A 13,298-nucleotide genomic window follows, 5' to 3' on the forward strand; every position below is an offset into this window, starting at 1 on the left:
GAGGAACCCGGGATGATATTCGAGTTAGGAAGTGAGACGTTCATGGTCGGTACGCGCGGACCGCAATCAATCCGTATCATGAGCTCAAAGTTGTCTTCCACAGCCGGCGAGCCCAAAAGTGAAAGTCCCCTCGTTGGTCAAATTTCTGGCCATTCCGCCTTTTGCCCGGTTCCTGAACATTGAGCCCCGGATTGCCGCCGATCGCGTCATCCTGAAGCTTTGCTTTGCCGAGCATCACATTGGAAATCCGATGATAGGGGCGCCGCACGGCGCCATCGTCGCCAGTCTCTGCGAACTTTCGGCGCTAAGGTTGCTCGCCTTCAAGGCGCGGACGGCCTCCTTGCCGCCGCGATCGCGGAGTGGGTTAGTCCAAGGCGTATTGTGACGACCATTGCTCGATTGAGCTTTGTGTGAAAATCCGGATTTTTTTTCGAAATATAAAACGCCTGTAAATAGTTGTTTCACTCATTCTTGTCGTAGAGTTCACGACTGCGCTGTATGTCAGGCCAGTTGGCTTCCAGCCAACCGATCAGCGTGCGGACCGGAATGAGAAAGCTCTTTCCTCTTTCGGTCAGCTCATACTCGACCCGAGGGGGAACTTCCGCGAACACTTCACGGATGACAAGCCCGTCGCGCTCGAGGTTGCGGAGAGTCGTCGTCAGCATGCGCTGCGATACCCCTCCAACAGCGCGCATCAATTTTGAGAACCGCAGTCGACTCCCCGGTGCCTCAGCCAATCGTGCGATCACGAGAAGGCTCCACTTGTCAGCCATCCGGTCCAGTAGCGGTCGCACCGGACAGAGGTCGGGAGCGATGGGGCCGGCGGCATCGATCGAGATCTCAACGTTCACGGCTTCACCTTCATGGTTACACGCAGGTAACATACTTATCCGCACGTGCCTACTTCCCATGGCGTTGATTACGAATAGGATGAAAGTATCAAAAACGCACTATGGAGGAAAGCGATGTCGGCAAGAAACTTGAATATCTCGTTGTGGGCCGCCCAGATCCTGCTCGCCATGGTGTTCGGGGCGGCCGGCTTCATGAAGGTGACCATGCCTCTACCCGACCTTGCGGCGATGCTGACCTGGCCGGGCAATGTTCCGTCATGGCTGGTCCGGTTTATCGGTACGGCGGAGCTGGCCGGTGCGATCGGTATTCTCGTGCCTGCCTTGACCCGCATACAGCCATTGCTCACGCCGCTGGCGGCGCTGGGATTTGCTATCATTCAAATCCTGGCGGTGCCCGTTCACATATCGCAAGGCGATATCGCAATGGTCGGGCCAATCAACGCCATTTTGCTGGCGCTGGCGCTGTTTGTTGTCTGGGGCCGCTATCGCAAGCTTCCGATCCAGCCGAAAGCAGCGCTGACGTGAGCAGGATGCCCACCCTGTTCATCCCGCATGGTGGCGGACCATGTTTCTTCATGGACTGGGATCCTCCGCACACCTGGGACCGGATGGCGCGCTTTCTGCGCGGGGTACAGGCCAGCCTGCCGGAAAAGCCCAAAGCCGCGCTGGTAATTTCGGGCCATTGGGAGGAAGCGCAGGTCACGGTGCAGACCGGCACCAAGCCGCAGCTGCTGTTCGACTATTACGGATTTCCGGCACATACTTATCAGTTGAGCTTTCCCGCACCCGGATCACCGGATCTGGCGGCGCGGGTCATGGATCTGGTTGGGTCGGCGGGGTTTTCGGTGCGAGGCGACGCCGCGCGGGGTTATGATCACGGGGTATTCATCCCGCTGAAGCTGGTATTTCCCGAGGCGGACGTGCCGGTGGTGCAACTGTCGCTGCGTGCCGATTACGACCCGGCGGCGCATCTGGCGATGGGAGCCGCCCTGGAGCCCCTGCGTGACGAGGGCGTGCTGATCCTGGGCAGCGGCATGAGCTATCACAACATGGGCGTGCTGATGAAGAGGATGCGCGGCGGGACGCAGGACGTGGAGCCGGCTTCGCAGGTCTTTGACGACTGGCTGACCGGGGCGGTGACCGACCCGGATCCGAGCGCGCGCAATGCGGCGCTGATGGACTGGACGCGCGCGTCCGCTGCCCGCGATGCCCACCCGCGAGAGGAACATTTCCTGCCGCTGCATGTGGTGGCGGGAGCCGCCGGAGCCGATATCGGCGTCAAGGTGCTGAACGATGTGGTGATGGGCGCGGTCGAATCCGCATTCCGTTTTGGCTGATGCGACTCCAATTCAAATCTGAACCTCAAGGAGCAAGATCATGACAGCAATGCAGAACGGGCCGTTTCTGGTCACCGGGGCCTCGGGCCAGCTAGGCCGCCGGGTTGTGGAACTGCTGCTGGAGGGCGGAGCCGGACCGGTGATCGCTACGACGCGGTCGGTGGATAAACTGACGCGGCTGGCCGCGCAGGGCATCGAGGTGCGCAGCGCCGATTTCAGTAATCCGGTGGGCCTCAAGAATGCTTTCGCCGGAGCCAAGCGGTTGCTGATCATCAGCACCGACGCCCTGGAGCCCGGAAAGCGCCTGGTTGCTCACAACGGAGCGATCGAGGCCGCGGTGGCCGCTGGCGTTGAGCACATCGTCTACACGTCGCTTACCAACCCTGGCCCGGACTCGCCGATCACATTTGCCGTTGATCACCGGGAAACCGAGGCTCTCTTGGTTGAAAGCGGCATCCCACATACCATCCTGCGCAACAACCTCTACACCGATCTGTTCCTGATGAGCGCACCGCAAGCCATCACATCTGGCCAACTGTTTGCCGCTACGGGCCAGGGCCGAGCGGGCTATGTCACCCGCGAAGATTGCGCGAGGGCGGCAGCGGCCGCTTTGATGCACGAAACCGAAACAAAAACCTACGACGTCACCGGTCCGGACCTCGTCTCACAGGCCGATCTCGCTGCGATACTGTCGGACCTATCCGGCAAGACGATCACCTATGTCCCGATTACCGTGGATGACCTTCGTGCCGGGATGATCGCCAATGGATTGCCGCCGTCCATGGCGGAGGCCTTCGCGTCCTTTGACGAAGCAATTGCAAAAGGCCATATGGCCGTCAGCACCAATGCGGTGAAAGATCTCACCGGGAAAGCGCCTGCCAGCGTGCGCGATTTCCTCGGCAAGAACGCCGCGTCGCTGCTGGAACCGGGCGCCGCTTGAGAGCCTGGACGCAAAATGCGAGGCTCGCCATCTCGGGCCTTGCTGACTGACTTTTCAGTCACTATAGTCTTTCTATGGCTGAGAAATTTCGAGCGGCACGTTCCGACGAGGAACGGCAAGCACGGCTCCAATCGATATTGAACGCGGCTCTGGACGCCTTCGCCGAGAAAGGTCTTGGCGCAACGCGTCTTGAGGATATCGCGACCCGGGCGGGCATCGCCAAAGGCACGATCTATCTCTACTTCCCCTCGAAGCAGGCGGTATTCGAAGAGCTGATACGGTCCACTATCGTGCTGCCTGTCGATATCTTGCGAACTGAATTGCTGGCGCAGGATCTATCGGCGCAAACGGTATTTGGTCTCCTTTCCCACTGGGTGCGAAACGAATTTCTCGGTACGAATCGCGAGGTGATCGCGCGGCTTATCCTGTCGGAGGTCGGCCGATTTCCGGAGATTGCGGCGTTCTGTCACCGGGAACTCGTGCATCCTGTCATGGAGTTCCTGAAGCAAATCGCGCAGCGCGCGTGTGAGCGGGGCGAATTCGGATCGGATGTCCTGGTTCGCTTTCCACAGCTTGCGGTCGCATCCGTCCTGGTGGCTATAACCTGGAACGATCTGTTCCAGGACGTCGAGCCCCTCGATTTGGGAGCCATGATTGAATCCCATCTCGACCTGCTGCAGCGAGCCATGCGATCGGATCTATGATAATGCGTCGGGCCGGCCTTGTGATGATAGCAGCAGGAGTGGTGTTGCCAGCCCTCTTTCTGACGAATCCGAGAAGCGATGCGTCGCTGTTCCGATTCCAAGGTTATGTCGAGGGTCAGACGATCTATGTTTCCGCGGAAGAAGCGGGAGCGATCTTTCGGATGCACGTAGATTCTGGCGATGACGTTCAACGGAATCAGACGTTGTTTAGACAGGATACTGCTCTCAAGGAGATACAACTTCAGCAGGCAGAAGCTCGTTTGCGCGAGGCGCAAGCAAGATTGCGGAACGTCGAGGCTCCCCAACAGAGGCCTGAAGAGATCGAGGTTCTCAGGGCGTCGGAGCGCCGCGCCGCAACGGCAAGTCAGCTCTCCGCCATCGAACTCGACCGTCAGCGCGAACTCTTCCGCAAGGGGGTAGCGTCGAAGGCTCTTGTCGAACAGGCCGAAGCGGCACATCAACAGAATAGCGCTGCCCAGGAGGAAATTCGGCGGCAGATTGTTGCAGCCGGGCTCGGTGGCCGTGACAACGATATTCGCGCGGCCAAAGCCGCTGTCGACGCGGCAAAAGCCGCGCTGGCAGAGGCGTCAGAACGGATCGCCAAAGCGGAAGTCAAGGCCCCTGAAGTGGGCCGTGTGGAGGATGTCTTCTACCGCGCCGGCGAGGTCGTCGCGGCAGGCACCCCTGTGCTGGCCCTGTTGCCTGACGGCAATCTGCGGATTCGTTTTTTTGTGCCCGAGCCCGCTCTTTCTGCCCTTTCGCTCGGCGGCGCTATCCTGGTGAGCTGTGACGGATGTGCGCCCGACATCGAAGGCCGCATTACTTTTATCGCCAGGGAAGCCGAGTTCACGCCGCCAGTCATTTTCAGCGAGGAAGAACGTTCCAAACTTGTATTCAAGGTAGAAGCACGCCTCATCGACAATGAGCATGCCCTGCCCGTCGGACTTCCGGTCACCGTAGCTCCAACAACTGATGCGGTAGCGGTGAAGAGATAATCATGGACTCCCACCCCCGGTCTCCACAACAAATCAAAGCCTCCGAGGCGTTTCCGGAAGACATCGTCATCGAAGTTTCCGGCCTGACGAAATCGTTCAACGGCCGAACCGTCGTCTCTGACCTTGGCATGGAGGTCCGTCGCGGCCTCATCTACGGGTTCCTAGGCCCGAACGGCAGCGGCAAGACGACGACGATACGCATGCTTTGTGGCCTGCTTACTCCCGACGCTGGCCGTGGGACGTGCTTGGGATACGATATCCTCACTCAATCGGATGAGATCAAGCGCCATGTCGGCTACATGACGCAGCGCTTCTCGCTTTATGAGGATCTTTCGATCCGTGAGAACCTCGAATTTGTGGCCCGCATTCATGGGCTGGACGATCCGAGGGGAGCGGCGGGAGATGCCTTGCATCACCTCGGTCTGGAGAACCGGGCGCATCAGCTTGCTGGGGAGCTGTCTGGCGGCTGGAAGCAGCGTGTCGCTCTTGGCGCCAGTATTTTGCCAGGTCCGCAACTTCTTCTTCTGGACGAACCGACCGCTGGTGTCGACCCGAAAGCGAGACGCGACTTTTGGGACGAAATCCATCGTCTTGCGGGAGAGGGCCTGACAGTGCTCGTTTCGACGCACTACATGGACGAGGCCGAGCGCTGCCACGAGATAGCCTATATCGCCTACGGCCGCCTGCTTGCCGAGGGAACAGTGGCTGAGGTCGTTGCGCAGTCGGGTCTTGAGATGTGGACCGTGACCGGCATAGACTTGCGTCAACTTGCCGAGACGCTTCGAGAGCGGCCCGGGGTCGACATTGTCGCGCCCTTCGGTTCGGCGCTGCATGTGGCGGGGAGAGACCCCGCGCTGCTCATGCGCGCCACTGAGGCGGCAAGAGCTGACGAACGCTACAGCTGGCGTCGCGACCAGCCGACGCTCGAAGACGTATTTATCGACCTGATGGAGCGCGGCCGCGACAACTTCGAATGACCTCGCCGCTGACATATCCGCGAACCACGCGGGGACCCGTGGCGGCATGGCGGCGCTTTGTGGCGGTCCTTGTCAAGGAATTCATCCAGTTGCGACGCGATCGGGTGACGCTGATTTCGATGATTTTCATCTCTCTGGTCCAGCTCCTTCTTTTCGGGTATGCGATCAACACCGATCCGAAGGAACTTCGAACAGCCGTGCTGGCGCGGGACGAAAGCGTCTTCACACGGTCTTTCCTCGGCGCGATGCGGACGACCGGCTATTTCGACATTCGCGAGAGGGTGGCGAGTGAAAGCGAACTTGACGACTTGATCCTGTCTGGTGCCGTCCAGTTCGGAGTTCAAATACCATCCGACTTTGGTCGCCAGCTCGTTCGCGGCGAGCGTCCCGCGCTTCTCGTCATCGCCGATGCCACGGACCCTTCCGCCACGGTGAACGCTGTCGGGGCTCTGGAAGGGATCGCAGCGCGGGCTTTCGAACGCGATCTCATCGGACCAACCGCGGCTCTCGCCTCGACGCCTCCGCCCTACGAGATCCGAATTCATCGACGGTACAATCCGGTCGGGGACACGCACCTCAACATCGTTCCAGGGCTAATGGGCACGATCCTGTCCATGACGATGCTCATCTTCACCGCGCTTTCAGTCACGCGCGAGATCGAGCGCTCGACCATGGAGAGCCTTCTGGCGATGCCGATCAGGCCGGTCGAGATCATGTTTGGAAAGATCGCCCCCTACGTTCTTGTCGGTGCATTCCAGATGGTGCTCATCCTGTCGGCGGCCTGGCTGCTGTTCGACGTTCCGATCGTCGGAAGTCTTGCACTGCTGTTGGCGCTCACGACGCTCTTCGTCATCGCAAATCTTGCCGTCGGCTACACGTTTTCCACCGTGGCCGAGAACCAGTTGCAGGCCGTTCAGATGTCCTTCTTTTTCTTTCTGCCCAACATACTCCTCTCGGGCTTCATGTTTCCTTTCAATGGCATGCCCGACTGGGCCCAATGGATTGGCGAGACGCTGCCAATGACCCATTACCTCAGGATCGTTCGCGGCATCATGTTGAAAGGGGCAGACCTGTCGCATCTGGCAATACCCGTCGGCGCGCTAGGCCTGTTCACGCTGGTCGCGATGGCGGTGGCTGTCAACCGGTTCCGGCAAACGTTGGACTGAGCGGGACTCGCCGCTCTCCTTGGGCAGGTGGGAAACGAGGGCGCTCGTAGCCGACCGGAGACCTCGAACCACGCTGGTTCTCGGACCTTGGACACGCGTTGAGAGCAACGAGCGCTGACCGGTGCCCCATTCCGCATTCACCGGCTTAAGAGACCGCTGAATTTCGGCGGCTTTTCCCAGCGGCTAAGGTAAAGAACCCGACTGCCATGGGCATCACGTCATCGCAGTGTCGCCTGGCCAATCTTGCTCGGCGCCGTTTCCGCCCGGCCTCGGCCGTCAATAATCCCTGCGAAATTATTGTCTCGATCATGAGCACGCGAGAATAGGGTTGTGATCGCGGTCATACAGATGTCAAACTTGCTGCCCGATCGGCAGTGTGATTCGGGGGAATTCGATGAGCGATATCAAAACCAGCCTCAGTGCAGCCCTTGCTGATGGCGTCAGTGAGCGTAGCCCATGCGGGCGAAAGCGCCCCCTTCATCTATCTCGCGACGCAAGACCCGTTCGTCAGCCCTGAAGCGCCAAACGCGAAGGACGATATCCATGTCTTCAGCGGCGTCTTTGCCGGCGGCTCTTTCGGCAGCGTCGTCCAATTCTGGGACACCGACTACACCGACAATTTCATGATCGGCGGCATCTACGGCCGCGATTTAAAAGATCTCGGGACACAGAGGGCTGTTCGGCAATTAGTCTTGCTAGTTATGGCCGGCGAACTGAGAAATTGACTCCTAAGTCCCACCGGAGAATGTTACCAAGCGTGGTGCCGCCGATATGATCCGCGCAACTCATCCAGTCGCCGTGGAGGATCATCCGCTCGGCGCTGCCGGTGCGTCCCGTGCTTCGTAGCGCCAAAGGGATGTGGTGTGGCGCCAAGCCGATAGCCACGAGTGCTCAGCATTTTTTCAAAATCCTGCCAATGCTGGAGCGTATTGTCTATGGCCGCAGGCGGGTGGAAGGCGGGCTGCGGTGTGCTGCGGATGCGGGACTTTCCTGGCCGCTTGCCGAGGATGTCAGCGACGCGGCTCCGGAGGCCGCCCTCTACAAGGCGGCAGCCACGAAGACCGGCCATCGCCGCGCCGGAGCCGGACTGGTCGGAGGCCTACCGGGAGCTGAAGCGTAAAACATGTGACGCTGCAGGCGCCAGCCGGTCAGTTACCGCTGCAGCCATTTCTGAGATCTCTACCGTGGCTGGGGAGCTCTAATCTGCCTGTTACGATGCGGCAGGATCATGATTCCGGGGGAGAAGCTGTTCATCGACTACGGCGGCGGCACAGTCCCGGTGGCAATTTGACCGGCGGCAAGACGCGGGCGGCACATATCTTTGTCTTCGAGCCTGTCCTATGCGAAGGCACGCTGGGGAAATCAGAAGGCGTTGTTGGACGGATGAAGGGACTAGGACACCTCTCACCCGCAGCAATGGTGTTCGCGGACCGCGGCCTCGGGAATAGTGCCGGCACGACCCATGCCCGCAACTGAACTTGTTTCGGCCCGGGAAGGTATGAGAATCGCACTATCCGCAAGCAGAGACACCGCTAGCGGACGGACCAAAAATCGAAGGCGCGGCCGGAAAAGTCGATCGATCGGATAGGCCACCTTTCGCGTCACCACCACCGTCTTCTCGGCTGTCGTGCGCCTCATTTGAAGCCTTCCTAGCCAGCGGCAGCCACAGTGACCTGATGGGGTTGACGGCCTCCGCTCCCGGCATCGAGGTGCCATAGTGTGGCTGTCGAAAGTCACGTGAGGGAGAGCCGTCCATGGAAAAGATTACCACAATCGGTCTGGATATTGCCAAGTGGATACGTCAAACTACCGGCCTTTGGAGACCGGTCGGGACCCGATGGGGTGCGGCACGTCCTGATGGGTGGTGATCGCTTCGGTTTCAGCCGCCGGGGCCGGTGCAGGGCGCCGGGTTTCGGCGACGCGGTGGCGGTTAGGCATATGTCGCTCAAGGATATTGTCGTTTTGTTGATTCGGCACCGGCGAGCACAAGTCGTCTACGAATCGCCGTCGATCTGGCGCAACGCTACGCGGCCCACCTGATCGGCGTTTATGTCGTGCCCGCTATCAGTCATGTTCATGACGGATTTGTGCGTGGCGAAGCGGCAATTCGCGCCGTCGGAGAACGCTGGCGCCTGGAGGAGGAACGTTCGGTTCTCGGGATTGGACGACATTTTGCCGATATTTCAAGGTGCAACGACCTTCCGGCAGAGTTCAGGCTCATCCTGAACAGCCAGGACGATCGGAATGTTGTCCTCAATTCGCTGTACGCGGATCTCGTGATCGTCGCTAAGACGGAGCCGCACGACCTGCCGCCACATTGGCTTCCCGATCGCCTCCTGCTCACGAGTGGGTTCCGGTGCTGGTCGTGCCGACGGGTTGGGCTTCGGACACGGTCGGGGATCCGATTGTGATCACCTGGAATGCCAGCAAGGAAGCGCGCCGGGCGATCACGGATGCATTGCCGCTGCTGTCGACTGCCCATTCCGTGAAAATCCTGATTGTCGATGCTGCCGTCACCGCCGACCGCCATGGCGAAGAGGCCGGCGCCAACATCGCGGGTCATCTGGCGCGACATGGCGCCAAAGTTGAGATTGAGCAACTCAGTTCAAACGGCACCCCTGTTGCCCAGACCATCCCGAACGCTGCTGCTCATCACCGGGCTGACCTGATCGTCATGGGCGCCCAGAGCCACAGCAGGTCGCGGCAATTGCTGTTCGGCGGCGTGACGCGGGCAATCCTGAAGGAGACTTCCGTTCCCGCGATGACGTCGCACTGAATTCGGCGACGCGGCAGCACAGAAGTGCGGCCGAAATTGCAAGACACGAGTGACCAAGCACATGACGGAATGAGGATCGTGAGGCTGCGTATAACGGAGATGATAAAGCGGGTGATCGCACGCCAGCGCCGACACAGCACAAACCGCTTTGCGGGCGAGAGTGACGGCTCCAGGCTTGTGGCGTTGGGTATTCTGCTCGTCACATTCGGCGCGCTGACACTTGCGAGTACATTGGCGATCATGCCGCTTCCGGGTCACTTTGGTGGGAGCTCGGCCTTGTTTGGCGGCATTGCGATCATCCTTTTCGTCGTAAGAACCGGAACCGGTGCCATCTACTTCGACTGGATTGTCTTGGCGGTATCCTCCATAGGCGTGGGCATAGTCTTGTACTTCGACGAGCAGATTGCCGACACCCTCTCGTTGATCCTTGTGTGCACCTTTCTTGGATCGTCTGTTGCTGCTCGGCTATGGATCGGCTCAACGGCCTTCCCGCGTAAGGCCGCGAGCTGGATTCTCGCCTCTGGCTGCTTGGGCGCGATCAGCGGACTGTGCGTCGTTGCAGTGTGGGTCTTTCGCATGCCGCCGGCGTCATCGGTTATACTCGCCCTGGATGGACTGTTTCAGGGCCTTGCTATCATTGGATTTGGCGCCTCCCTTAGAGAAACTCGATGAGGCAGCAGGCGCAGCGGCTCCCAAGATCTACGTCCCAGAGCTACGCTGTGGCTGGATTGATGATTTCTTCGACGACCTAGAGGCAACAGAGGGGCGCAACCATCCGCGACCCGCCGTCTCGGAGTCACCCACTTACAAACCCGACAAGGAAGGCGGTTTGGCTGAGGCTGATCGTAGCTTCGCCGACAATCCAACACAGGTGGTCCCGCCCGGTGAGACAGCTTGGCGCTTGGCTAACGTGGATCCGGGTTGTTTCTACGCCGCAATGGGTTTCCTCGAAATCGCCTATCGCAACCGCGACGCGACATCCTCAACACCAACGCGACTACTCTTCAGCCGGCTTAGCCAAGCCCAGTCCAGCAACATCTTCCCTCAGCATGCGCAGTATCGACCTTACCGGGGCAAGCGAACGCATCGAACGGCGATAGGTGACCCCGCTCCTGATCGTCCACTCGTAGCCGCGCACCTTCAGCGCCGACAGATCTGTATTGATGTCCAGGTGGAGGAGCGGCCGAGGCAAGCTTGTAAGGAAGCCGTCTCGCCGCACGAGTTCCAGGGCCAGTTCGAGCGATTCGGTGGACACGACGGATTTCGGACCGACAATCCCTCTTGATTTGAAAAGCCGGTCAACCTGCTCCCTAGCGATGCTGTCGTAACTGAGCATTACCCAAGGACGCCGCGCGAGTTCCTGCAACTGGACTTCGGCTTGCGCGGCGAGCGGAGCGGTGCTCGATGCCACGATGCAGTTCGGCTGGTCGTAGAGAAAGAGTTCCTCTAGCGTTTCGCCACTCGCCTCGTCCGGCTTCCGCAAGCCGCCCGCGTAGAGGCTGATCTCGCCGGCCTGCAGCGCCGGGATCAGCAGGGTTCCCACCCCCGTCCGAACCGAGACGCGCAGATTGGGATAGTCGCGTGTAAGCCGGGCCAATAGGCGTGGCATAAACACCACCGCGTAAGTCGGGCCTATGCCGATCCGCAGTTCCCCCTGCGCTCCGTCACGCGTCGCGCCGAGTTCAATCAAGGATCCGTCCCATTCGGCCTGGATATTGCGGGCGCGCCGGTAAAAGACCTGCCCCATCTCGGTGAGAACGACGCCGCGTGCCGACCGGTCGAAAAGTGGCGTGCGCAGATGCTCCTCCAACAGGCGCAGCGATTTCGACAGCGCCGGCTGGCTGATGTTGAGGCTGCGCGCCGCGCTCTGGACGCTGCCGAACTCGGCCACTGCCAGGAAATGCCGAATACGCCCGATCTGGTCCATCGATTTCAGTTATACCTGATATATCGAGAACTATTACCCTCTCCGCTCCGGCACGTCTAGCATGGACGCGAATGGGAGGAACTCTATGCGGGCGATCTTCGTGCTCTTCGATTCGCTCAACCGCACCGCACTCGGCTGCTATGGTGGCGAGCAGGTTGCAACGCCGAATTTCGATCGCTTTGCGCGCCGTGCCGTGACCTTCGACAAGCACTATGCCGGCTCGCTTCCCTGCATGCCGGCGCGCCGCGACATTCACACCGGACGTCTGAACTTCATGCACCGGTCTTGGGGTCCGCTCGAGCCTTTCGACAATTCAATGCCGGAAATCCTTAAATCGTCCGGCATCTACACTCACCTCATCAGCGATCATTTCCACTATTTCGAGGACGGCGGCGCGACCTATCATAGCCGGTATCGGTCCTGGGAATTCATCCGCGGCCAGGAGTACGACCCGTGGATCGCCATGGTCGAGCATCCCATTAAGCGCTTCAAGGAGATGTATTCGGATAAGCACTACAACGTGCCGACCGAACCCAAGCGACGCCAGCACCAGGTCAACCGCGAGAAGGTCACGCTGGAAGAAGAGTTTCCCGGCCCGCAATGCTTCGAGCGGACGTTCCGCTTTCTCGACGACAATCGCGGCGCCGATAACTGGATGCTGCATCTGGAGTGCTTCGATCCGCACGAACCCTTCCACGCACCCGACCGATACAAGGACGCCTATCGCACCGCCTACAACGGCCCGATCCTCGACTGGCCGAAATATGCTCCCGTCCGAGAGAACGAGACCGAGATCGCCGAGATCAGGGCCAACTATGCCGCGCTGGTTGCCATGTGCGACGCCTATTTCGGAAAGCTGCTCGACTATTTCGACGAGCACGATCTGTGGAAGGATACCTGTCTCATCCTCACCACCGATCACGGGTTCCTGCTTTCCGAGCACGACTGGTGGGGCAAGAACCTGACTCCCTACTACGAGGAGATTTCGCATATCCCGCTGATCATGCATTACCCTCACTTCGCTGACCGCGCCGGCGCGCGCATTGATGCGTTGACGCAGACGACGGACCTGATGCCGACGCTTCTCGACATGTTCGACCGGGCCTGCCCGCCCGAGGTCACCGGCCGCTCGCTGCTGCCGCTGATCGCCGGCGCGCCGGGTCCAGAAGCCATCATATTCGGCATGTTCGGTGGGCCGATCGGCGTCACCGACGGCGAGTACAGCTATTTCCGCTATCCGGAGAACCTGTTCGACGAGCGGCTCGGAGAATACACGCTGATGCCGACCCACATGACCGGCTTCTTCAACGGCAACGAGATGATGACTGCCGCGCTGGCCGAACCGTTCGACTTCACCAAGGGCCAGAAGGTGCTGCGGTATGATGCGCTGAACGAGGCGCGGCGGCCACCCGGGCTGGACGGCACGAAGTTCGGTGCCTTCAAGTCCGCGATCTACCACAATGCGAGCGATCCAAATCAGCTCAATCCGATCCACGATCCGGCGGTGGAGGCACGGCTCCGTCGGGCGGCGATCCGCATCCTGCGCGAGCATGATGCGCCGCCGGAATATTTTGCCTGGATGTCGCTCGATACGGCCGCGGTGGAATAGTCGAACCCAAGGGAGG

The 13,298-nt window shown here is 60.1% G+C and carries 15 protein-coding genes and 1 pseudogene; 13 read left to right on the forward strand and 3 right to left on the reverse strand.

Annotation, left to right across the window (positions count from 1 at the left end; translation table 11 throughout):
* Positions 1–133: 133 nt before the first annotated feature.
* Complete coding sequence (locus tag ABLE71_RS23010; RefSeq protein WP_348785806.1) at positions 134–385, forward strand: hypothetical protein; 252 nt, start codon at positions 134–136, stop codon at positions 383–385.
* 76 nt (positions 386–461) lie between these two features.
* Here ABLE71_RS23010 and ABLE71_RS23015 read toward each other — a convergent pair whose 3' ends face one another.
* Positions 462–851 (reverse strand): helix-turn-helix domain-containing protein, encoded by a 390-nt coding sequence (locus ABLE71_RS23015; RefSeq protein ID WP_348785807.1) that lies wholly within the window; start codon positions 849–851, stop codon positions 462–464.
* 114 nt (positions 852–965) lie between these two features.
* On the opposite strand from ABLE71_RS23015, the gene ABLE71_RS23020 reads away from it, so the two are divergent.
* From ABLE71_RS23020 to ABLE71_RS23060, 9 genes and pseudogenes are all read left to right on the forward strand, one after another.
* Positions 966–1,376, forward strand: coding sequence for a DoxX family protein (locus ABLE71_RS23020; RefSeq protein WP_348785808.1), 411 nt, complete (start codon positions 966–968; stop codon positions 1,374–1,376).
* Positions 1,373–2,188, forward strand: coding sequence for a class III extradiol ring-cleavage dioxygenase (locus ABLE71_RS23025; protein ID WP_348785809.1), 816 nt, complete (start codon positions 1,373–1,375; stop codon positions 2,186–2,188). The genes ABLE71_RS23020 and ABLE71_RS23025 overlap by 4 nt, the downstream gene beginning before the upstream one ends.
* A gap of 40 nt (positions 2,189–2,228) precedes the next feature.
* Entirely contained in the window at positions 2,229–3,128 is a 900-nt protein-coding gene (locus ABLE71_RS23030) for an SDR family oxidoreductase (protein ID WP_348785810.1), read from the forward strand.
* A gap of 74 nt (positions 3,129–3,202) precedes the next feature.
* Positions 3,203–3,832 (forward strand): TetR/AcrR family transcriptional regulator, encoded by a 630-nt coding sequence (locus ABLE71_RS23035; RefSeq protein ID WP_348785811.1) that lies wholly within the window; start codon positions 3,203–3,205, stop codon positions 3,830–3,832.
* A 44-nt stretch (positions 3,833–3,876) separates the two neighbouring features.
* Entirely contained in the window at positions 3,877–4,827 is a 951-nt protein-coding gene (locus ABLE71_RS23040) for an HlyD family efflux transporter periplasmic adaptor subunit (protein WP_348785812.1), read from the forward strand.
* A gap of 2 nt (positions 4,828–4,829) precedes the next feature.
* The gene (locus tag ABLE71_RS23045) at positions 4,830–5,804 is read left to right on the forward strand and encodes an ABC transporter ATP-binding protein (protein ID WP_348785813.1); all 975 of its coding nucleotides are present in this window, start codon (positions 4,830–4,832) and stop codon (positions 5,802–5,804) included.
* A complete protein-coding gene (locus ABLE71_RS23050) occupies positions 5,801–6,970 on the forward strand; it encodes an ABC transporter permease (RefSeq protein WP_348785814.1) in 1,170 nt (389 codons plus the stop codon). Before ABLE71_RS23045 ends, ABLE71_RS23050 begins: the two co-directional genes overlap by 4 nt.
* A gap of 443 nt (positions 6,971–7,413) precedes the next feature.
* Positions 7,414–7,695: a hypothetical protein gene (locus ABLE71_RS23055; protein WP_348785815.1), complete on the forward strand. Its 282-nt coding sequence runs from the start codon at positions 7,414–7,416 to the stop codon at positions 7,693–7,695.
* A gap of 254 nt (positions 7,696–7,949) precedes the next feature.
* Positions 7,950–8,258, forward strand: a pseudogene (locus ABLE71_RS23060) (IS21 family transposase); the annotation flags it as partial.
* Positions 8,259–8,964: 706 nt separating this feature from the next.
* Here the strand turns inward: ABLE71_RS23060 and ABLE71_RS23065 are convergent.
* Positions 8,965–9,141 carry a hypothetical protein gene (locus ABLE71_RS23065; protein WP_348785816.1) on the reverse strand — a complete coding sequence of 59 codons (177 nt, stop codon included), beginning with the start codon at positions 9,139–9,141 and terminating at the stop codon, positions 8,965–8,967.
* Positions 9,142–9,326: 185 nt separating this feature from the next.
* Here ABLE71_RS23065 and ABLE71_RS23070 point away from each other — a divergent pair, with 185 nt between their 5' ends.
* Positions 9,327–9,746: a universal stress protein gene (locus ABLE71_RS23070; RefSeq protein ID WP_348785817.1), complete on the forward strand. Its 420-nt coding sequence runs from the start codon at positions 9,327–9,329 to the stop codon at positions 9,744–9,746.
* A gap of 111 nt (positions 9,747–9,857) precedes the next feature.
* Complete coding sequence (locus ABLE71_RS23075; RefSeq protein WP_348785818.1) at positions 9,858–10,418, forward strand: hypothetical protein; 561 nt, start codon at positions 9,858–9,860, stop codon at positions 10,416–10,418.
* Between the two features lie 325 nt (positions 10,419–10,743).
* Here the strand turns inward: ABLE71_RS23075 and ABLE71_RS23080 are convergent, their stop codons facing one another.
* Positions 10,744–11,673 (reverse strand): LysR family transcriptional regulator, encoded by a 930-nt coding sequence (locus tag ABLE71_RS23080; RefSeq protein WP_348785819.1) that lies wholly within the window; start codon positions 11,671–11,673, stop codon positions 10,744–10,746.
* Positions 11,674–11,758: 85 nt separating this feature from the next.
* Between ABLE71_RS23080 and ABLE71_RS23085 the strand changes: the two genes are divergently transcribed.
* Complete coding sequence (locus tag ABLE71_RS23085; RefSeq protein ID WP_348785820.1) at positions 11,759–13,282, forward strand: sulfatase; 1,524 nt, start codon at positions 11,759–11,761, stop codon at positions 13,280–13,282.
* Positions 13,283–13,298 lie beyond the last annotated feature (16 nt).

Source organism: Mesorhizobium sp. KR9-304 (assembly GCF_040049215.1).
Lineage (GTDB): Bacteria > Pseudomonadota > Alphaproteobacteria > Rhizobiales > Rhizobiaceae > Mesorhizobium_K.